Source organism: Anabaena sp. 54 (assembly GCF_017355725.1).
Classification (GTDB): domain Bacteria; phylum Cyanobacteriota; class Cyanobacteriia; order Cyanobacteriales; family Nostocaceae; genus Dolichospermum; species Dolichospermum heterosporum.
In genome coordinates this window covers 362,698-385,000 of record NZ_JAAVWA010000002.1, presented here as the reverse complement: position 1 = coordinate 385,000, position 22,303 = coordinate 362,698, and the positions used below count along the sequence as shown (strand labels likewise).

The following is a 22,303-nucleotide window of genomic DNA, read 5'->3' as shown; positions in this document are numbered from 1 at the left end:
GTTACCCGATATTTGAGGGAACAGTATTTTTATTTATGAAAAAGATTTTTGCAGTAGGTTTAAGGCAAATTTTAATTATTCCTATCACATTACTAACAATGGGAATATGGATCAAAACAGCCTCAGCACAAAATAAGTTATATAGCCCTATTCCATTAACTAATTTGACGGAAATTTCTGATACCCTATCAAACAAAGATATTCCCACAGGTCAAGGAGGATTTGCTCGTGATTATTCAATTAAATTAAATCAGGGTGATAATTTATCTATTGATTTGTCATCGGAAAACTTTGACAGTATGATTACACTATTAGCCCCTAATGGTTCAACAGCAGGAGAAAATGATGATGCTCCTGATGGTACAAGTAATTCTCTATTATTTACCCGCATTACAGAATCAGGAACTTACATTGTGCGGGTTCGCTCTTTTGGAGAAACTGGGGTAGGTAAATTTAAACTCAAGGTCACAAAACTGCAACCAGTTAAGTAGATAGGGAGTAGAATGTGAACCACCACTTGTATATACATTTAACCCCCCTCTAAGTTGAAACCTATAGTTTTTCTATGGCGAAAACCCAAGTTTTCAAGATGGATGGGGTATAGTTTAATTATAATCAAAACGGCTATAAGCTGGACTTTTTTATCATACAAAGAACAAGTTCAAAGCCTCTCCAATTATAAAAGCTGCTCCTTTTCCCTCCCTTGTAGGGGAGGGTCAGGGAGGGGTGCGGGGAGAGGTTTGGAGAGGGGTTTCATATTTGGTTAAACTATGAACCGTTTTCAGTATAATTGGAGCTTTAGGTAAAACCCATAACCCGCCTGGGAATGAATTCCCAGTCTCATAGCAGAAGTCATCTGAAGATGACTAAATAACCTAGAAATTTTTGAGTAAACTAAAGTTTACTTTGGTTATTAGCCCTGAAATTCATGGGTGGGTGTGGAAGCCAACAAATAAGCCATCTGTAGCTTAAGTTGACACCAATGTTCCCTTACAAACAACAACTAATAGCCAATTCCGCATTTTTCAGCAGCGTCTCCTTATCAAGGGTTGAAACTGGATATTGAGGAGTTACCTGTAATAACTTTTCCACCCTCTCCCGCGCAGCTTCCACCACTCCTACATCCAAAGTACCATTATTCAAACTAGCAGAGAAATCTTCAGCTATTTTATATGTTCGTTCTAAAGAAGAGGAATTGATATTTCGAGAAACTATAAATAAATCACAACCAGCATGAAAAGCCCGCGCAATCGTTCCTGATTGCATAAAGATATCAGATACAGCTTTCATATCTAAATCATCAGAAACTATCACACCTTGGAAATCTAACTCTTCTCGTAAAATATCATTCAAAATGATTTTAGATAAAGTTGCTGGTACTTCTGGATCAATCTGTGGAAACAAAATATGCGCCGTCATAATTAACGGAATTTGTGACTGAATTAATGTTTGAAAAGGTATCAATTCCCGATTTCGCAAATCTTCCCGACTCAAATTTAAGATTGGTAATTCCAAATGGGAATCCGTGCTAGTGTCTCCGTGTCCAGGAAAGTGTTTAGCAGCACCTAAAATCCCTTCTTCCCGTAATCCTCGGTAATATTCTCCCACGGCTTCACTAGTGGTTTCTGGTGTAATTCCAAACGCACGAGCGCCAATAATCGGGTTTTGGGGATTAGAGAAAATATCGGCAACTGGGGACCAGGAAAGATTAATTCCCAGAGATTTTAATTCTAGTGCTGTGGCTTTGGCAACTTCATAAGCATGGGACTGCAATAAATAAGCTTGAGGAAAGCGGGTAATTGGTAAAGGTGTCCGCACAACCCGCCCACCTTCATGATCTAAAGTAGTAAATATGAAGTCACGCTCAGTATATTGGCGAACTTCATCAATGAGGTTTTTAAACTGTTCTAACCAAACTGGATATTTTACACCGTCAAGAAAGTTTTTGGCAAAAAAGATGACACCAATGGGTTTTAGTTCATTTAACGCCCGTTTATCATCATCATTTAAACTTGTCCCGGAAATACCCAGAATTAGATGATTACCAAAGCTTTGTGATAGTTGGGATATTGACATAATTAGTTTGATATCAATAAAGGATAAAGCCTTTTCTACTTTATCCTTCCAGCAGGGTTATTTCATTCTAGATTTAAGCAACAAATTTAGGTATTTTCAGCCGTCTTGAGATAGAATCCCTGAAGCCTAAAATGACGCATTCTCGTGAATACATAAAATGTCAAATTTTAGAATGAAACAGCCCTGATCCTGCCACTAAGGGACTTCCAATTAAAAAAATACCCAAAAATTTCTTGTGGTGCGGGAGGAATTGCCTGCTAATCATCAAGGACGGGCAGGATGCCCATCCCACAAAATTGGGTAATTTATTTTTTGGTGTTCCCTAAAAATTGGAAACTAATAACTCGCTTTTAGCATTAGCCATATTTTCAGTTTTTGGTTGAGATGGTTTCAACGTCATTGTTGGGAAATTTTGTTGTAAAATCACAGCCTGATAAGCTACGACTCCAGTATGTTCACTACCGAGACAACGAGCCGCTGTTCGAGATAAATCCAGGCTTCTGGGTAAAATATACGGACCACGATCATTAACGCGGACAATCACGGATTTATTGTTTTCTAAATTGGTGACTTTTAAGAAGGTATTAAAAGGTAGAGTCCGATGGGCAACAGTAAAATCATCTTGATCATATATCTCACCATTTGCGGTTAAGCGACCGTGAAAATAGCCACCATACCAAGAAGCTATACCAGAAAGTTTTGTGGTTGAGGACTGTAATCCATACATTTCCATTTGTCCTTGTACCAATGTCAGTGGTTTGGTATGGAGTGCTATTCGCAAATTATTAGTCCATTCCATTGCCAAAATATCACCGCTGCGACCAATTTGCTGAGAGAGTTTTTGATCTATTGCAAATAGTAACCGATTACCTACCATCATGGAAGGAGTTTTATCTACTAAGCCTGGTTGTAATTGTGTAGGTTGTACAGCAGGCATTTTTGTTAATTGCTGCAAGCGTTTTTGTAATGCTTTGGCTGTAATTCGATCAGGTAGTCTGGCAACAAAACTGTTATTAACCCATACTTCATAACTGGATGGATTCCGCTTAACAATCAATACTGGTGAGTAATCATAACTTCCATTTGGATCGACTGGATTGCGGATGACATTAAAGAAACTTTGGAGCGATCGCACAACAGTAGAAGATGATAAATCTACCTTGGGAATACTAACTTGTGTAACTATTGGTAAAAAGTTAGTAGCATTTTTCAAGTGAGGTTGTGCAGCTATATTTTCTGGCACAGAGGAACAAAATCGCGTTTCTTTTGGCTTCAAGGTTATTGAAGGTACAGCGATAGACTTATTTCTGTAGGATGATAATTGCCTATTTATCCAGTCAAATGTGAAAGCAGTTTTTGATATTAAGGTTTTTTGCCAAGCATTTTTATGTTGTTGAGCGATCGTCAGAAATTGGGATTGCGGCTTAATTAAGTTGGCTGGAAGTTGGATTGGAGAAAATGCAGCTATTAAACCCAGTGGTAAATTTACTGTCAACGCCAAAGCCCCACCTGTAAAGGATCTCACCCATAGTATTCCCATTGATATCATAGTTTAGTTATTCTCCAGATAGATGCACAATTCCTAGAGAAATAATCTCCAGGTTGAATAGAAAAAAGTTCTATTAAACAAAGAACAAATTTTTTTTGGAATTACATAATTTCTATGCGTTTTCAGATTTAATTATGATTAAACTGTCCGGGATCATCATATACCGTAATGGAGATTTAAATAAATAAAAGTTTTAAATCTAGTTTTGAAGTATTACTAATATTTCGATTATTTTTGCTTATGAATACAATCTTTATTTGCTATTTACTTTACTATTAGACATACGTTTTTTACGTATAAACACTGAGTAAGGAAGCCATTTTTTGTATTGATGATAGGCAGTTAAGCAAAAATATACACTAATTCAAAATGAGTCCTAAACTACACTAAATATTTATCACAGAAAAAATTTCGGGTTTATTCCTGGAGCGAAGATTAAGGTAAATTACATAGTCGGGGGGAAATTTGGGGAATTTTTTGGGAAGCAATCAGACCTACCGTGCCAAATGTAAAGGATTGCAACGTATAATGAGAACGACAAAACAGTTAAGAAATATTGAAGAATAGTAGGTTTAAATGCGCGTAGCAATCGCGGGAGCGGGTCTAGCAGGACTTTCCTGTGCAAAATATCTTACCGATCTAGGTCACACACCTATCGTTTTGGAACGCCGAGACGTAGTAGGAGGAAAAGTGGCTGCGTGGAAAGATGCTGATGGTGACTGGTACGAAACAGGACTGCACATTTTTTTTGGGGCTTATCCCAATATGTTGCAGTTATTCAAAGAATTGAACATTGAAGATCGATTGCAGTGGAAAGAACACACAATGATCTTCAATCAGCCTGAAGCTCCGGGGACTTATAGCCGATTCGATTTTCCAGATTTGCCAGCACCTATCAATGGTATGGTGGCAATTCTGAGAAACAACGATATGCTGACCTGGCCGGAGAAAATCAGTTTTGGGATTGGTTTACTACCTGCCATTCTCCAGGGGCAAAAGTATGTCGAAGAAATGGACAAATATTCTTTCCGGGAGTGGTTACAAAAACAAAACGTTCCCCCCAGAGTGGAAAAAGAAGTATTCATTGCTATGTCTAAAGCCTTGAACTTCATTGATCCAGACGAAATTTCCGCCACCGTCCTCTTAACGGCATTGAATCGCTTTCTCCAAGAGAAAACCGGCTCAAAAATGGCTTTCCTGGACGGTTCACCCACAGAAAGGTTGTGTCAGCCAATCATTGACCACATCACTGAACGCGGTGGCGAGGTGCGCCTGAATGCGCCATTGAAAGAGATTTTACTCAATGAGGATGGAACTGTAAAAGGATTCCTGCTGCGGGGCTTAAACGGGGCAGAAGATGAAATATTTACAGCGGATACCTATGTATCTGCTCTGCCAGTTGATCCTTTAAAGCCGATTTTGCCAAGTTCTTGGAAAGCAATGGAGTTTTTCCAAAAATTGGAGGGTTTGGAAGGTGTACCAGTGATTAATGTTCATATCTGGTTTGATCGTAAATTAACAGATATTGATCATCTGCTATTTTCCCGTTCTCCACTCCTCAGCGTTTATGCTGATATGAGTAATACTTGCCGTGAATATGCCAATCCTGACCGTTCCATGTTGGAATTGGTTCTAGCGCCAGCCAAAGAGTGGATATCTAAATCCGATGCAGAAATCGTTGCTGCAACTATTACTGAGTTAGAAAAACTTTTTCCCCAGCACTTTGGGGGAGATAATCCGACTAAAATACTGAAATATCATGTGGTGAAAACACCGCGTTCAGTTTACAAAGCTACTCCAGGTCGCCAACAGTACCGCCCTTCACAGCAAACCCCCATTTCTAACTTCTATCTGACTGGGGATTATACAATGCAACGCTATCTCGCCAGTATGGAAGGGGCTGTACTTTCTGGTAAACTAACAGCGCAGGCGATATTTCAAGCGCTGACGGTAGCAAATTCCTCTAACCTGCAAACGCCAACACGACCGCCCGCCACGAATGCTGCAACTGCCTGATTCCCCCCCGCGCATGAAAACGCTGGTCTCTCTAGATGAGTCATATACCCTTTGCCGGGAACTCACGGCTAAGTACGCTAAAACTTTTTATTTAGGTACAATGCTGATGAGTCCGGCCAAGCGTCAATCTGTCTGGGCAATTTATGCCTGGTGTCGCCGTACAGATGAGTTAGTGGATGGTCCGGCATCTGCTATCACCACCCCAGAAACCCTAGAACTATGGGAAAATCAACTGGAATCCATTTTTGCGGGATGCCCATTGGATAATTATGATGTAGCGTTAGTAGATACCCTCCAACGCTTTCCGCTAGACATTCAACCCTTTCGGGATATGATCGCCGGTCAGCGGATGGACTTGTATCGCAGTCGCTATGCAACTTTTGAGGACTTATACCTCTACTGCTACCGAGTAGCGGGAACTGTGGGTTTGATGTCAACGACGATTATGGGGATAGATAATAGTATCTACACAGCCCCTTGGCATCAAAACCAACAGCCCTATCTTCCTATAGAAGAGGCGATCGCCTTGGGGATTGCTAATCAACTTACCAATATTCTCCGTGATGTTGGTGAAGATGCCCGCCGAGGCAGAATCTATCTTCCCCTAGAGGATTTGGCCAAATTTAATTACACCGAGGAAGAATGTATTCGCGGCGTAGTGGATGACCGCTGGCGTTCACTCATGCGGTTTCAAATTGACCGCGCCCGTAAGTTTTACATCCAAGCAGATAAGGGTATTAGTTACCTGGCTGCTGATGCTCGGTGGCCTGTTTGGTCTGCATCTATGCTATATGAGCAGATTTTAGAGGTGATTGAGCGCAATGATTATGATGTGTTCAGTCAGCGAGCTTATGTTCCCCAATGGAAAAAGTTACGCACCTTGCCAGCAGCTTGGATGCGATCGCAAGTTTTATAGATTGGTCATTGGTCAGGCAATTTTGGATTGACGATTTTGGATTTTGGATTGACTCCACCCTAAAGTGTAGAAGCTCGAAAATCTTGGGTTTGGGATTTATGATTTTTCCGTTAGTAGAGGACTAAGTCCTGTACCAACTTTTTTTAATCTAAAATCTAAAATCTAAAATCTAAAATTCCCGGTCATTGGTCATTGAATTTATTTGGAAAATGACTATTGACAGACTCAAAAACTTCTGCTACGATTATTACTCATGAACTGGAGAGGTGGCTGAGTGGTCGAAAGCGGCAGATTGCTAATCTGTTAAGGGATTATATCCCTTCGGGGGTTCGAATCCCCCCCTCTCCATTTTTAAGTGGGTGCGTTCACAAGTTGTAACGCACCTTTTTTGTGTTATTTTTTAGCGACCATATTCATATCCCAAGTATATAGACCGATTTGGTTAGGAACTCTGACAAATCGGCCTGTGCGATGACCCCTAGATAGTTCATTGAGAACCTTATTTTTAACCTCTCTGACTTCTTCTGCATCCAGATGTCCATAAATGCCATTGACTATCTCATTCACATTGAAAATTCGTCCCGGATTTTGTTCTAGAAATAAGGTGAGAGCATCAATTAAAAATTGACCATCAAATTGTGCCAACATTGGGACTACTTTCGTTTGGGGTCTGACGAAATGTTTGTTGGTTTTGGTGGATTTAATACCCCTAGATATTCCCCTACCTTGAATTGGGCCTAGTGAATTTAAATCTAGGGTATAACAGCCCGGTTCATTGGGAATCGCTGACCAATAACCACTTTCCCTCCCTTGGGTCAGAGATGATTGGACTCTACCTTTAACGACTTTGAAAATAGTAGACTCTAAATCACCATAGAGCGATCGCACGATAAAATCTATGTGACAGACAGTTCCCACATATTCTCGCAATAGCTTTTTGAGTGCTTCCATGCGAGTCATATTTCCATAGTGAGACAGCATGGGAACATCTTCCCCCTTACCAACATAGTGACGACGCTGATAGGAAAAATTGTTTGAGTCTTTAACTTCAGAGAGGGAATGGTCGACCTTGAAAGGGTCTGATTGAGGAATTTCTGACTCTAGAGGCTGCAAATATTCCAGATTGGAACTGTGATTGGAAGACAACAACAATAGTGAATCTTCTTCGTCAGCCTCAACTTGTTCGTTGTCATCAGTATAAGACCATGTAGATAACAAGGATTCTACATTATCTAATTGCGATCGCGCCTCTATGAATAGACGTTGGTACTTTTGGGCGAGACTCCCATAGTAATCTCGTAATTCCAACAATGGCGTAATAAATACTTCGGGTGGTGCTTGTAATTGTCCTGGAGAATTCATAGCAATTCACTCAACCTAAATCTATATTGCTGGTGTAAGTCATGGCTCTAGGTTTGCTTGGTGTAGATACCTGGAGTGATTTTTTAGGAGGTTGGGGAGGACGACAACTTTCACAATATAAAGGGCGAGTTCCGAAAGTTTCCCGCTTTGTAGCCTGATTACATTCTTTACAAACAAAGTGGAAAACTCGTGTATGAATCAGTCTTTTGTGCGCTCGGACAGTATATTCTCTAACATCAATTACTTTGGTTGCCATAATTAATAATTGCCAATCTCAATCCTCTTTATATAGCTATTCAAGCAAATGAAACTGTATCAGTGTGTGTTTTTGTAGAAGTTTTCTCAAAAATCGAAACCCCCTATCTAGGTCAAAGATACAAACTGCTATTTCCGATATATTAACAGCGACTGAGATATATTTGCTCATATCTTACATAAAAGTAAGAAAAGGATATAGGCTAGATTTTTGTCCCCATAACTCGTAAATATAAAAATGCCTTTTATCATCTATCTTGAGAATTAACTATGTAATTAGAAACATATTTTTAGAATATAAACCATTAATCATGAATTATTATCCCTCCCACTTGCCACAAAAAAATGAAGGATGAAGTGATTGCAAATGACAGAGCGGGGAACTAGTGAAGCAGCGCGGTCTTGGGGGTTTCCCCCATGAGCGACTGCTGAACCCCGAAGGGGCTACGCCTTCCGAGGTGTCGTGACTCAAATAACGGCTACCCCAAGAGACTTGCCCTGAACGAAGTCGAAGGGCAAGTCTCTCAGGGTGGTCTGGTCAGTACGGCTTGCTTGATTACTCTTGCAAGCCCAGTCCCTTTAGGGCTGGGTTACTGACCCTTACTACTTCATTTCAACCAAAAACCATTAGCCGAGACTAACCTTCACAGCCCTGTGTTTTTCCGATTCGGCTTTAGGAATGGTCAAATGGAGAATTCCATTCTTATATTCTGCTACGACCTTCTCATTATCCACGACCGCAGGCAAGGCGATTATCCGTTGGAACTTGCCATAACGAAACTCTGAGCGAGTCATGCCTTCCGCTTCTGTTGTTGTTTCCGATTTGCGCTCGCCGCTAATAGAAACCGACTCAGGAGTGACCTCAACATTAAGATCCTTCGCATCCAAGCCTGGTATTTCGACTTTCAACTTCAAATCACTATCGGTTTCCGCAATTTCGGCAGGAGGAATAAAAGTCAATCCTATTTTTTCCCCTCCGTCGGGTGGTAATAATTGCTCAAACAAACGATCCATTTGCTGACGGATAATACCCATTTCAGGGAATGGTTCCCAGCGTTCTATTTCCCGTAAAGGATTCCAACGTACAAGTGTCATATCTATCTCCTCAAAAATTCACTATTGGACTTTCTGATTTGGTGAGACTGAATCTTAAGCTTCTGACTTGGTAAACAATAATACTACTGGTAAAACTTCTAACCTTTAACTTCTTGAAGCTTAATCTTTAGCTTCCCAATTAAATAGTAGCACCAGAAAATCAATTGATTACAGTTCGGTTTTATAGATATGATCGTCGTGATAACCGTACTATATAAATCCTCAATTATTTTGAATAGTATAGATTCGGTAATGATTCCCCCATCACTAGGTATATTTTTCATGTTTTAGAAGATAAATTAGAAATAGGATTGGAGGGATTGAATTAGATGGTTAAGTAAAGTAGTCTTAGCAGTGTTGATAAAAAAATGATCACCATCTATCATTTGTAATAAAAAAGGGGCGACAGTTTGTTTTTCCCATGCAGCAATGGCAGTATAACTAACTCTTGGGTCTTGTAAACCACCGAAAGCAGTAATAGGACAATCTAAAGGAGGTTGGGGAGTATAAATATAGGATTCTAAAACTGTAAAATCAGCGCGGATAATCGGTAAAAATATCTGCATCAAGTCGGCATTGTTTAGCACTTCTTGGGGAGTTCCATTCAATTGGGATATTTTGGCTAAAAAATCGGTATCTGGTAATTGAGAAATTGGCGGTTTTTCAGCAGATAATTGTGGGGCTTGATGAGCAGCAACAAAAAGATGTAAAGGGTGAAAATTATATTCAGAGCGCAGTCGCCTAATTAACTCAAAACTAATTAATGCACCCATACTGTAACCGATGAAAGCATAGGGTTTATCTAGATAGGGGATGATATTGGTAGCTATTGCTGGAACTAAAGGTTGAATTTTTGTGTATGGAGGTGATTTGATTTGTTTACCTCTTCCGGGAATTTCTATGGGGCATAATTCAATAGTTGCTGGTAAATCATCAGCCCATGTCCGAAAAATCGTAGCACTACCACCGGCATAAGCAAAGCAAAATAGGCGTACTTTGGCATGGGGATTGGGTTGAGGGCAAGTTATCCAATTTGTGAAGGTAGTTTCAGTGAACATAATGGGGTTTTTATGGGGTTGCTTGACTTATCTTAATTTTCAAAGACACCAGTTTCAACAATAGCTTTGCACAATTTATCAATTACGGGAACTGAAACACTATTTCCAATTAGTTTCATCCATCTTGGTCTTGACTCTGGTAATTTAAAATCTTGAGGAAATCCCTGTATTAAACAAGCCTCGCTTTTAGTAATTTTTCTAAATTCTCTTGATTCGTAAACTTCTTTTATAAATTTATTTTTAAAATCATGATGATTTAGTGCTTCAATTGTCTTTAAAGTGATAAAACCATTTGTGTCGCTGGCAACTAGAGTTGGGAAAATGTCAGAACTTGGTAAAAAGATCCGACTTACACCAAATAATCCTGTGCTTATTTTCGTGTTTTTAAAATCATAGCGAATTTCGGTACACTCAATAATATCTTTTTGTTTGAGAGACTCTATTATTTTTTTAATTGACATCTTTTCTAATTTAAACACTTTCTGACTTTTTAAGCTGTCAATTATTATTTCTGTATTATTGGTAAATGAAAGTAGAATCTCTTCATCCTTTGTCAAGTCTTGAATATTATCCTGTTTAAGAATAAAACAATATTCTTCTGATTTGAAAATTTCTAATTGTACCAGTTCATCAATTTCTGCTTGTGTAATTGATGAATCTAGGTTTTGAAAATGTTCTAATGATAAAGGGTTTCCGTCTAATGCACCATAATTACTTTTGCGTCTGTTTTTAAGTAATAATAAACAAATATCTTTCTGTCGTTGAGTAGTTTCAATAATGTCCCAGGAATGTATTGTTGTATGACCATTTCTCAAGTCATTAAATAAAAAGTAATCATTGAATCCGTTGGTACTTGAAAGACTCATACTTTTAGATTCAACAATATTGCCAAATATGTCTCTCTCAACAATCTTATTATCTATTTTTTGTTGTGGTAGAATACCTAATATATCGCTAAGTTTTAGTTTTTTATCTGTTGGTTTTGGTAAGTTGAATTTTTGGAAATACTCTTTTTCCTGAAATCCAATTATATATATGCGAATCCTATTTTGGGGTACACCATAATCAAAGGAGTTAATAACAAAATAGTTGGCATGATAGCCTGCTTGTTCAATTCTTTCTAAAATATAAGATAAAGCCTTTTTATTCCGAGGATCAACCAATCCTTTGACATTTTCAAAAATAAATGCTTTTGGTTTGGATTGTTGAAGTAAATAAATTGTATCGTTCCATAACTGACCTCTATCATCATCAAAACCGAGATTTTTACCTGCAATTGACCAGCTTTGACAAGGAACTCCAGCAGTTAATAAATCGTGAGGTGGTAATTCTTTAATTTTGGTAATATCTCCTAAGTTAGAACTAGGATCAATTTGAAAGTTTTCACAATACGTATTGATTGCATCTTGATTTATTTCACTAAAACCTAGACAATGACCACCATTCTTGCTTAATGCCATTTTAAATCCACCAATTCCAGCAAAAAGGTCAACAAAAGTAAATCGTATATTCTGCATTTTACATCTCTTATTTATATAAATTATTTTAAACCCCCTTCTTCAAAATCTTTAGGAGGTTCAATTCCTAAAAATTCTCGATAGATTCTTTCTTTGTTGACTACTAAACTTCCTTCGGTAGCCGATAGCATAATTGCTGCGATCGCTAACACTCGTAATGTACCATCTGATAATAATGCAGCGTCACAATAGCGAGGTTGATCACCAAAAGTTTCTCTTAGTCGCACCATAACTTCATCCCTGGGACCAGTCAGGAAATTTAGTCCATCTATAGCCTGTTCTGGTAAACTCTGGATGAAATTGAGAATTATCTGTTGATTTTCAGGCTGGTTTTCCCATAAACGATATAAAACGCTAGAAAGATTTTTACCATCTTCATATAATCTTTTATCAGACTTAAAGCTATATTCACGCATCCTGGCAGGAACAGGATCTAAAAATAAGATATTATTTAAAACTCGTTGATATTCGCGGGCAATCTCAGGAATTATCTTTTGGGACTTTTCATATTTGATATCAAAACGCGCAGGGCTATCTAATTGCACGAATATAGCCATTTGATCACTACAAGTTATTCTTGGCTTGTTTTGACCCCTTGTAAAGTTGTTATAGGCCACACTAACATCAGTATTTATTCCCTGGGAAGGTTGATCTAATTCATACAAGGAAACTGTATTGATTGAGTCAGTAATTCGTTCACTACTGATGTGTAGTTCCCCATCACACACGTTCAGAGTTATATTTAATTCATTCCATTCAGGTAAATCTAATCGGCAACCGATGGTAAAACTTGACTGCCCATGATAGCATAAATCATTTACTCTACCACGCACCACTGCCTCGGCACTATTCACAGCATATTGAATACTAGAAAGTTTTTGCCCTTGTGCAAGCCATGACAAAAATCGCAAACCTTCCAAAGCGTTACTTTTACCTGCGGCGTTTGCACCTATTAAAACAGTCAAAGACCCCAAAGGTAAGTGGCCTGTGCTGTAACTTTTAAAATTAGCTAGGGTAAATTCGATTAGCATGAGACAACAACCTATTATTCACAGAATAAATCCTATATGCAACAAATTGATCAAAAGTCAACTAAAAAAGCATGGTCTAGAGCAATATCTCAACCAGCAACAGAATTTTCTGCCACTCAATTACCTATTCTCGCAGGTACAATCCCCGATGGTTTACGGGGTACACTGTACCGGAATGGACCAGCACGACTAGAACGAAATGGTATGCCAGTGGGACATTGGTTTGATGGAGATGGAGCAATTCTGGCTGTTAATTTTACCAATGCAGAAACATTTGCAGTTTATCGCTATGTGCAAACTACAGGTTATCAAGAAGAAACTGCTGCGGGTAAATTGCTTTATGGTAATTATGGCATGACTGCACCAGGAATTATCTGGAATCAATGGATAAAACCCATAAAAAATGCGGCGAATACTTCAGTTTTGGCATTACCTAATAAACTTTTGGCATTGTGGGAAGGTGGTAAACCTTATGCTTTAGATTTGCAAACTTTAGAAACTTGTGGTGAAGATGATTTAGGCAGTTTAACTAAGGGATTAAGTTATTCTGCCCATTATAAGCGGGATGCAAATACAGGGGAAATTTTTAATTTTGGTGTAACTCCTGGATTAAATGCCACACTTAATGTTTATAAAAGTGACTCTACGGGCAAAATTATCCGCACAGAAACATATCAATTAGAAGGTGTACCACTCATACATGATTTTGTTTTAGCAGGACAGTATCTAATCTTTTTTATTTCGCCAGTGAAGTTAAATCTTTGGCCTGTTTTGTTAGGGATAAGGAGTTATAGTGATTCCCTAGAATGGCATCCTGAATTAGGAACTCAGATTATAGTGATTGATAGAGAAAGTTTATCTTTAGTCAGTCGAGGAGAAACTGAATCTTGGTTTCAGTGGCATTTTGCTAATGGTTATGTAGATGCTAGTGGTGCAGTAATTGTGGATATTGCCCGTTATGAAGATTTTCAAACTAATGAATATCTTCGGGAAGTAGCTACGGGAGAAACTCACACAATTGCCAAAAGTACATTTTCACAAGTTCAACTTAATCCTTTAACTGGAAAAGTGATTAAAATTGAAACCCTTTCAAATCAACATTGTGAATTTCCGAGTGTTCCTCCCCAAAATGTTGGTCAATTTTCTCGCTATACCTATATGTCAGGATTCCAACCAGGAACAGATGTTGGTAAGGAGATTTTAAATAGTATTGCTCGTTTTGATCACAAAACTGGAACTTTAACACAAGCAAACATAGGAGAAAATCGCTATCCTTCCGAACCTATTTATGTGCAAAATCCGCAAAACTCTGAACAAGGTTGGGTGTTAACTGTGGTTTATGATGGTAATACTCATAGTAGCGAAGTTTGGGTATTTGCGAGTGATAGGTTAAATGCAGAACCTGTTTGTAAACTGGGATTACCCAGCGTTATCCCCCACAGTTTTCACGGTACATGGAAACCTGCTTAGAAAAATCCAATCATAGGAATTACGAACCGCAGAGGACACAGAGGACACAGAGGTTAGAGAGGAATGGGAGTTGAAAATAATTTCTGTGTAAGTCCTAAATCAAGCTAGGGGTGGGGTTTCTCCACCTTTTAGCTTGAGGACTTGATTTGTAATTGTAAAGTTTTGTAACGATATAGATAATATTACTCTACATTCACAGAAGAACTCATAGAACCAAAAGTTAATTCTTAACATCTATGAATCTTCAACAAGCAGAATTATATCAACGTCTTCAAGAGTTTTCTTTAGATGAAGAAAATGTTGCTTTCTCTTTTAGTCAAAGATTAGCAAGGGAAAATAACTGGACATTTGAATATACTCAGCGGGTAATTGATGAATATAAAAAATTTGCTGTTATTGCTGTTTTTGCAGGTCATCCAGTTACACCTTCTGATCAAGTAGATCAAGTTTGGCATTTACATTTAACATATACTCAATCTTATTGGGATGATTTTTGTGAAATATTAGGTAAACCATTAGATCATGGTCCGACTCGCGGTGGTAATAAGGAATATCATAAATTTAATCATTGGTATGTGAATACTGTAGATACTTACAAAATCTTTTTTGGAGAAAATCCACCTGTAGATATTTGGCCAGCCCCTCATATTCGTTTTGATTTGGATGCTAATTTTCAGCGTGTAGATACTCATAAAAATTGGATTTTACCAAAACCAATCTTAAAGTTTCCTGAGATAGATATTTCTCGTTTTATTCCTCAGAGAGTTTATCTAGCATTTTTGTTTACTTTGACATTAATTTTCACCAATTCTCAGGTTTTATTAGCCTCGAATAATACTAATTCCCAAAGTTCTCAAAGTTCTGAAAATTCTCTAGGATTTTGGTTTTTTTTGATAGTAGCTGGTTCTGTAATCTTCGTGATCTTCACATCTGGTAGTAGCGGTGGTGGTGGAAGTAGTGGCGGCGGTGATGGAGGTTGTGGTGGTGGAGGTTGCGGAGGTGGTTGTGGTGGTGGAGGTTGCGGAGGTGGTTGCGGTGACGGTGGTTGTGGTGGCGGTTAATCGTTTTCAAGACTATTGATTTTTATCTCACGCAGAGGCGCAAAGGACGCAGAGAAAAGGAAAATATGAAGAAACTATTGATGAGAAGAATCTCTTTTCTGAATATTTTGACTAAACGAATGGGGAAAAATAAGTAGGTCAACATAATAAAACCAAATTGTGTAAAGAAAAGTAAAATGTCTCCCATCTTCAGCTTCCCAAAAAGAAACCTTAGCAATTTGATTGCAAAACTATATACTTTGAATAAAAAGGGTAAAATCGGATGAAAATATCAAAATTAACAAGTTTGGTTTTTGTACTAGGAGCAATATTATATAGCTCTAAAGTTGATGCTCAAAATGTGCCGAATATTTTAGAGTCAGGAAGAGAATCAAGATCACTGTTAGTTCAAGTTAATCCTCAAGATGCAGAATTTTACTTCAAGCGAAGTGGAGTCCAATTTCAATCAGGAGATTTGAAAGGGGCGATTGAAGATTATAACCAAGCATTGCGTCTTAATCCTAATTTTGCATTAGCCTACATCAATCGGGGTGCTGCCCGTCGTAAATTGGGAGATTTTACAGGGGCAATTGAAGATTTCAACCAAGCCCTACGTCTAAATCCTAATGATGCCCTAATATACTACAAACGAGGTCTTGTCCACAATAAATTGGGAAATATGAAAAGAGCTATTACCGATTTGCAAAAAGCATCTGAACTATTTCAACAACAAGGGAGAATAGCTGAATATCAATCTACTCTCGATTTAATTAAAATCATAAATATTCAGATAACAAAATAAAAATAATGGTATTATCTATCAAAATCAAACTAACCTAATCAAATGGATGAATTAGAAGCAAAAATCCTCCAACTTATTCAAGAAACCTGTCAACATCCTACTGGTAGTCTTGCCCGTCAAAAAGGATTAAATCAGATTATTTTACTAATTCAAAAAACAGGTAAATTATTGCGTGGTGCAGGTATACCTGATGCCGAAGAAGCTTTACAGGAAACTTGGTGGTATTTTTGCCGTAATCTTTGTGAAGCTACTAGCGCAAAAGAACCTTATACTCCTGATAAAAGTAGCGTGATTACTTGGATTAACAATTACTTAAGTTATCGGTTACAAGATAAACGGATTAGTTATTATGAACAAAAAAGTAAATTCGATTTTTTCTTAGAAGAAAATGATCAACTAGATCCTGCAAATTTAATTCCTGCACCTACAGAACCAAGACCAATATTAAATGAAATTCAAGAATGGTTAAAAACAAATTCTTCACAACTAAAACGTATTCATATCCGAAATCGTCCAGATGTTAATAGTTACATTTTAATTACTCGTCGTTTACCACCAGAAAAATCTTGGCTAGATTTATCTGTAGAGTTTGGTATACCTGTAGCAACTCTTAGCAATTTCTATCAACGTCAATGTTTTCCCCGTCTGCTCAATTTTGGTAAATCCCAAGCTTATTTTGATAGCGAAGGTTACTTTGATATATAAATTATGAATTATCCTACTGAACAACAAAGCATTTCTATTCCTATTTCGGCAAAGTTCCGAGATACAGCTTTACAATTTGCCCAAGAACAACCAAATCCAGAAAAAGCAAAACTCGTATATCTGAATACTTTAGCTGTACAAGTTGTGAATAACTACTTGCAAATGTTAGATATTTCTACTACATTAGAAGCTAGTCATAGTTGGGATTATTGGGGAAGAATAGCTGGAAATGTAGCAGATTTATTATTAACTGGAATTGGACATTTAGAATGTAGATATATCAGAACAGGAGATCAGATTTGTTATATTCCTCCTGAAGTTTGGCATCATCGTTTTGGTTATGTGGTAGTAGAAATTAATCAAACCTGCCAAGAAGCCAAAATCAGAGGATTTTTACCCCAAGTTACGACAACAGAAATTAAACTAGAACAGTTACAACCATTAGAACTTTTCCTAGAACATTATCATCAATCTTCGGGTGTACAATTAAGACAATGGTTAGAGGGAATATATACATCTCAATGGCAAAATGTTGAGGAATTAGCTTTACAAAAAACTTCGCAATTAGCCTTTCGTTCTGCAAAAGTGCGTGGATTTGAAATAGATACATCCAAAAAAGTTTGGCAAGTTGTTGAACAATTATATCCTCATCAGAGTTGGGAAAAAATCTTGCCATCAACATTATTACAAAATTCAGATGTAGAAGTAACGGATATTCTTGTTCATCTTTTACAAACTACAAATGATGAAGAAATTCGTTGGACTCTAGCAGAGATTTTATGGACAATTACACCAAATCATCCTGTTATTACTGCTAGACGAATTATGGATTTAGGAATGCAGTTATCAGGTAAACCTGTAGCTTTAATGGTGGCTATATTACCCAAACAAGATAAAACTTTTGCGGTGCTTTTGCGGGTATATCCAATGGGAAATCAATTTTACTTACCGACAGGTTTAAAATTAGCGGGATTATATGAAAATGGACAGTCATTTTTAGAAGTTGAAGCCAGAGAACAAGGAGATAATTACATTCAATTAAAATTTTGTGCTGAATTGGGTGAAAAATTCCAAATTCGGGTTATTCTAAATAATGCAACTATTACAGAAAAATTTGTCATTTAACTAGACAAATCAATTAGTTGTAGGTTGGGTTGAGGCTTTGCGAAACCCAAGCAATTCGCAAAAATGTTGGGTTATGCCTACGGCACGCTACGCGAACACGTTGTTCAACCCAACCTACATGAACTATTATAAAAAATTTGTCATTTAACTAGACAAATCACTTAGGGTAAAAACAGTGGGGAAGCTGATCATATTCGAGATTGGGGAAGGTAGTTTTGAAACAGGATTTCCTGTCAAAATCAGAATTGGGGAAGACGGTAAACCCCATTTCGCAGAAATTTCTGGCAGATTTCCACCAGCTTTAGAAATTCCTCAAACTTATTATGAATGGCAATCAGCTTATTATCAATTACCTGGAAATTGGTTAATTACTGTTCCCCAAACTCAAATTACTAATGTATCTACTACAGAAGTTTGTGATACTGCTGCTAAAAAATTTCAATCTAGTTTTAATGATTGGTTAAATCAACCATCTGTCAGAAAATTAGAAAGGCAATTTTTACAAAAAATCGGTGATTGGCATAATGTCAGATTTATTGTACAAACACAAGATTCACTTTTAAGAAGACTTCCTTGGCATTTGTGGGAAATATTTCATACCAGTCATATTCAACCTGAAGTTGTCATTAGTTCCGAGTATGAACCATCAAAAATTCAATTAAAAAGTCCGGTAAAAATTCTGGCTATTTTAGGTAATAGTCAAGGGATTGATATTCAACCAGATTTACAAGCATTGACAGCAAAATTACCAGGGGCAATTATTGAACCTTTGCTGCAACCATCCCGTCAAGAACTTGTTAATAAATTATGGTATCAACCTTGGGATATTTTATTTTTTGCTGGACATAGTTGCAGTCAAGAAGGTGATAGTTGGGGAGAAATTCAAATTAATGACAATGAAAGTTTATCACTTTTAGAGTTGCGTCACGCTCTGGGATATGCTGTAAAAAAAGGATTGAAGTTAGCAATTTTTAATTCTTGTGATGGTTTAGGATTAGCGCGTAATTTAGCTGATTTACGCATACCTTATACAATTGTGATGCGAGAACCTATTCCTGATATTGTCGCTCAACATTTTCTAGAATATTTTCTCACAGTTTTTGCATCTGGTGAATCTTTATATACTTCTGTACAGCAAGCGCGTGTGCGGTTACAGGAAGAATTAGAAAATCAATATCCCTGTGCTTCTTGGATACCTGTAATTTTTCAAAATCCAGCCGCAGCATTACTCAAATATCCCCAACCTCGCAATTTACAAAAAATAGTTTTACAGTCAGCAATAGCTACGATGTTATTAGTAATTATCGGTGCTATTTCATGGCTGAGTTTCCAGGAAATCAAATTGCGAAATCGGTTTAGTTATGGGGAGAAAATATTATTTAATTCTCCAACTAATTTGGATAAACAAGCAGCTATAACAGCATTTTGGTGGAAAAATTATAATCTGGCAATTAAAAAATTTACCACCTATTTACAAGATTATCCTAATGATCCAGAAGCTAGAATATATTTAGAAAATGCGAAGGTTGGAAATAAAGAAGTAATCAAAATTGGTGTAGCTGTACCGATAGGTAGTAATCCTCCCGTAGCGCAAGAAATCCTGCGAGGAGTCGCACAAGCTCAACAAGAGATAAATCATGATGGTGGAGTGAATAGTAAATTTTTACAAATTCAAATTACTAATGACAATAATAACCCAGAAATAGCTCAACAAATAGCGGCAAGATTTGTCAAAAATAAAGATATTTTAGCTGTAATTGGTCATAATAGCAGTGATGCTACCGTACCAGCTTCTAATATATATCAATCTGGCAAATTGGTGATGATTTCCCCAACCAGTAGTTCTACAAAATTAACTGACCGTGAAGATCAAACCAATGGTAATTATATTTATAGAACTGTAATTAGTTCTCATGTAATTGCGGAAACTCTGGCGGAATATGCCAAAAATAATGATAAAAGTAAGATTCTTATTTGCAGTGATTCTCAAGCAACGGATCAATCTTTCATTCAGGCTTTTATTAATACTATTAATAACAGAAATTTAGAATTAATTAGTGATATTCATTGTGATTTTTCTGCTAATAACTTTCAAAGTGATAAAATTATTCAAAATGCTATTAATCAAAATGTCAATACTATTCTGCTGAATCCTCATATTGATAGAATTAATCAAGCTCTGGAAATTGCTAAAAGTAATCAAGGTAAGTTATTATTATTAGGAAATCCTAGTTTACAAACACAAACAACTCTGGCTGCTGGTAATGCAGTTAATGGTATGATTATGGCAGTTCCTTGGCAAATTAATGATTTAGAAAATAAAGAATTTGTCAAAAGTGCTAATCAGATTTGGGGTGAACAAATTTTAATTACTTGGCGGACAGCTACGGCTTTTGATGCTACTAAAACAGTAGCTATTGCTATGGAAAAAAATGGTAATACTAGAATAGGTATTCAACAAGCTTTAAGTCATAACTTTGCTTTTTCAGGTGTGACAGGGACAATCAAATTTTTATCATGGGGCGATCGCATCAGTAAGGCTGTGTTAGTTCAAATACAACCAGATACTCAAGCACTTACAGGCTACAATTTTGTCCGCAAATAGTATAAAAAATTTGGTATAATTAGGTAAAAAATTAATTACCGTCTAGGAAAATTAAAAGTAAATTCTAATTATTTGACTAATGACTAATCAACACCGCATTGGCATTATTTTAGGAACTCGTCCCGAAGCTATTAAACTAGCACCAGTAATTCAAGTTTTTCAAAATTCTCCAGATTTTGAATTGCAGGTAATTCTCACAGGACAACATCGAGAAATGGTTGAACAAGTAATGCAATTGTTCAAACTCAAAGCTGATTGGAATTTAGAGATTATGCAGCGACAACAATCTCTTAATGATATTACTTGTCGAAGTTTACAGGGTTTAGAAGCATTATTTCAAGCTCAAAAATTAGATTTTGTAATTGTCCAAGGAGATACAACAACAGCCTTTGCGGCGACCTTGGCAGCTTTTTATCAAAAAATCCCTGTGGGTCATGTGGAAGCGGGTTTAAGGACTGATGATTTATTTAATCCTTTTCCCGAAGAAGCTAATAGAAGGTTGATTTCCCAACTGACACAATTACATTTTGCGCCGACTACTTTAGCTGTAGAAAACTTACAAAATTCTGGGGTATTAGGAGAAATTCACTTAACAGGAAATACTGTAATTGATGCCTTGTTAAATGTGGCTGCAAAAAAACCAGTTTGCAATATACCTGGGTTAGATTGGCATAAATATAGGACAATATTGGCAACAGTTCATAGACGGGAAAATTGGGGAGAACCACTGCAAGATATCGCTCAAAGTTTTTTACAAATTTTAGAGCAATTTCCTGATACAGCCTTATTACTGCCATTACATAAAAATCCCACAGTTAGAGAACCATTGCAACAGTTGTTAGGGAGTCATCCCCGCATTTTCCTAACAGAACCCTTGGATTATGCTGAATTAGTGGGAGCTATTGAGCGATCGCATTTAATCTTAACCGATTCCGGTGGCTTACAAGAAGAAGCCCCCAGTCTGGGTAAACCAGTCTTAGTTCTCAGAGATACCACAGAAAGACCAGAAGCCGTTACCGCCGGGACAGCCAAACTCGTAGGTACACAAACCGCAAATATTGTCACAGCCGCTAGTGAACTACTCAGCAACCCCGACGCTTACACGAAAATAGCCACCGCCATTAATCCCTTTGGCGATGGCCATGCAGCAGAACGCATCCTAGAAATTGTTAAAAATTACCAGCAACGGGCAACAGGAAAACAACTTTAGTTACAGCAGGTTGCAGGTATATAAAGGTACATTATAGCCCCTCATCCCTTGCGGTGAACTAGTAGTCTGTCAACCCGAAAATGACGGGTGAAGGCAAGCAGGGGGAGAAGAGAGGCAGGGGGGTTACGTTTCTGGAGATTATCGGTTTCATCTAATACTTTTCAAGCAACCTCTTAAACATGGCTAAGAGAACTCCACAAAAAAGATGATCCTAGCTTACGCATTGACAAAGTTTTCTAAATATGTAATGTAGATTTTATCTCTTGTAGGGTGCGTCAGACCAATAATTTAGTAAGGATCGTGGATTAAATAAGGTGTAATACTGCTAAGGAACGCAAATTTAATAACCTGCAATTCTGACTTAACCTGAAATGGTGCGTTACGCTGTCGCTAATACACCCTACTTTTACACTTTATTTAATTCATATTCCTTAGAGGTTGTTTGAAAACTTTTTCGTGTGGGATCTGACA

The 22,303-nt window shown here is 37.4% G+C and carries 18 protein-coding genes and 1 tRNA gene; 11 read left to right on the top strand and 8 right to left on the bottom strand.

What is annotated here, in order from left to right; all coding sequences use genetic code 11:
• Positions 1-35: 35 nt before the first annotated feature.
• Positions 36-491 carry a PPC domain-containing protein gene (locus HEQ36_RS04260; RefSeq protein ID WP_027402609.1) on the top strand — a complete coding sequence of 152 codons (456 nt, stop codon included), beginning with the start codon at positions 36-38 and terminating at the stop codon, positions 489-491.
• Between the two features lie 499 nt (positions 492-990).
• Here the strand turns inward: HEQ36_RS04260 and nagZ are convergent, their stop codons facing one another.
• The gene (gene nagZ, locus HEQ36_RS04255; protein ID WP_168635083.1) at positions 991-2,076 is read right to left on the bottom strand and encodes a beta-N-acetylhexosaminidase; all 1,086 of its coding nucleotides are present in this window, start codon (positions 2,074-2,076) and stop codon (positions 991-993) included.
• 322 nt (positions 2,077-2,398) lie between these two features.
• Positions 2,399-3,625, bottom strand: a complete 1,227-nt coding sequence (locus HEQ36_RS04250) for a septal ring lytic transglycosylase RlpA family protein (protein ID WP_290706797.1) — start codon at positions 3,623-3,625, stop codon at positions 2,399-2,401.
• A gap of 576 nt (positions 3,626-4,201) precedes the next feature.
• Here HEQ36_RS04250 and pds point away from each other — a divergent pair.
• The 3 genes from pds (at position 4,202) to HEQ36_RS04235 (ending at position 6,905) form a co-directional block, all read left to right on the top strand.
• Positions 4,202-5,641 carry a 15-cis-phytoene desaturase gene (gene pds, locus HEQ36_RS04245; protein ID WP_053538062.1) on the top strand — a complete coding sequence of 480 codons (1,440 nt, stop codon included), beginning with the start codon at positions 4,202-4,204 and terminating at the stop codon, positions 5,639-5,641.
• The gene (gene crtB, locus HEQ36_RS04240; RefSeq protein WP_039201752.1) at positions 5,625-6,557 is read left to right on the top strand and encodes a 15-cis-phytoene synthase CrtB; all 933 of its coding nucleotides are present in this window, start codon (positions 5,625-5,627) and stop codon (positions 6,555-6,557) included. Before pds ends, crtB begins: the two co-directional genes overlap by 17 nt.
• A 260-nt stretch (positions 6,558-6,817) precedes the next feature.
• A tRNA-Ser gene (locus HEQ36_RS04235) sits at positions 6,818-6,905 on the top strand.
• A gap of 45 nt (positions 6,906-6,950) precedes the next feature.
• Here the strand turns inward: HEQ36_RS04235 and HEQ36_RS04230 are convergent.
• The 6 genes from HEQ36_RS04230 to HEQ36_RS04205 form a co-directional block, all read right to left on the bottom strand.
• Positions 6,951-7,919, bottom strand: coding sequence for a hypothetical protein (locus HEQ36_RS04230; RefSeq protein WP_168635085.1), 969 nt, complete (start codon positions 7,917-7,919; stop codon positions 6,951-6,953).
• Between the two features lie 10 nt (positions 7,920-7,929).
• The gene (locus tag HEQ36_RS04225; RefSeq protein ID WP_035082434.1) at positions 7,930-8,175 is read right to left on the bottom strand and encodes a hypothetical protein; all 246 of its coding nucleotides are present in this window, start codon (positions 8,173-8,175) and stop codon (positions 7,930-7,932) included.
• Between the two features lie 626 nt (positions 8,176-8,801).
• Positions 8,802-9,269 (bottom strand): Hsp20/alpha crystallin family protein, encoded by a 468-nt coding sequence (locus HEQ36_RS04220; RefSeq protein WP_027402602.1) that lies wholly within the window; start codon positions 9,267-9,269, stop codon positions 8,802-8,804.
• A gap of 299 nt (positions 9,270-9,568) precedes the next feature.
• Positions 9,569-10,327 carry a thioesterase II family protein gene (locus HEQ36_RS04215; protein ID WP_168635086.1) on the bottom strand — a complete coding sequence of 253 codons (759 nt, stop codon included), beginning with the start codon at positions 10,325-10,327 and terminating at the stop codon, positions 9,569-9,571.
• A 32-nt stretch (positions 10,328-10,359) separates the two neighbouring features.
• Positions 10,360-11,844 carry a DNA cytosine methyltransferase gene (locus tag HEQ36_RS04210; RefSeq protein WP_168635087.1) on the bottom strand — a complete coding sequence of 495 codons (1,485 nt, stop codon included), beginning with the start codon at positions 11,842-11,844 and terminating at the stop codon, positions 10,360-10,362.
• A 23-nt stretch (positions 11,845-11,867) separates the two neighbouring features.
• Complete coding sequence (locus HEQ36_RS04205) at positions 11,868-12,875, bottom strand: AAA family ATPase (protein WP_168635088.1); 1,008 nt, start codon at positions 12,873-12,875, stop codon at positions 11,868-11,870.
• 36 nt (positions 12,876-12,911) lie between these two features.
• On the opposite strand from HEQ36_RS04205, the gene HEQ36_RS04200 reads away from it, so the two are divergent.
• The 7 genes from HEQ36_RS04200 (at position 12,912) to wecB (ending at position 21,832) form a co-directional block, all read left to right on the top strand.
• On the top strand, positions 12,912-14,345 hold the full coding sequence (locus HEQ36_RS04200) for a carotenoid oxygenase family protein (protein ID WP_168635089.1): 1,434 nt from the start codon (positions 12,912-12,914) through the stop codon (positions 14,343-14,345).
• Positions 14,346-14,581: 236 nt separating this feature from the next.
• Entirely contained in the window at positions 14,582-15,406 is an 825-nt protein-coding gene (locus HEQ36_RS04195; RefSeq protein WP_168635090.1) for a hypothetical protein, read from the top strand.
• A gap of 262 nt (positions 15,407-15,668) precedes the next feature.
• Entirely contained in the window at positions 15,669-16,187 is a 519-nt protein-coding gene (locus tag HEQ36_RS04190; protein ID WP_053538068.1) for a tetratricopeptide repeat protein, read from the top strand.
• A gap of 42 nt (positions 16,188-16,229) precedes the next feature.
• A complete protein-coding gene (locus HEQ36_RS04185; protein WP_168635091.1) occupies positions 16,230-16,892 on the top strand; it encodes a sigma-70 family RNA polymerase sigma factor in 663 nt (220 codons plus the stop codon).
• Between the two features lie 3 nt (positions 16,893-16,895).
• The gene (locus tag HEQ36_RS04180; RefSeq protein ID WP_168635092.1) at positions 16,896-18,017 is read left to right on the top strand and encodes a DUF1822 family protein; all 1,122 of its coding nucleotides are present in this window, start codon (positions 16,896-16,898) and stop codon (positions 18,015-18,017) included.
• A gap of 175 nt (positions 18,018-18,192) precedes the next feature.
• Entirely contained in the window at positions 18,193-20,622 is a 2,430-nt protein-coding gene (locus HEQ36_RS04175) for an ABC transporter substrate-binding protein (protein ID WP_168635093.1), read from the top strand.
• Positions 20,623-20,701: 79 nt separating this feature from the next.
• Positions 20,702-21,832 carry a non-hydrolyzing UDP-N-acetylglucosamine 2-epimerase gene (wecB, locus tag HEQ36_RS04170; RefSeq protein ID WP_053538072.1) on the top strand — a complete coding sequence of 377 codons (1,131 nt, stop codon included), beginning with the start codon at positions 20,702-20,704 and terminating at the stop codon, positions 21,830-21,832.
• The last annotated feature ends 471 nt before the right edge of the window (positions 21,833-22,303 follow it).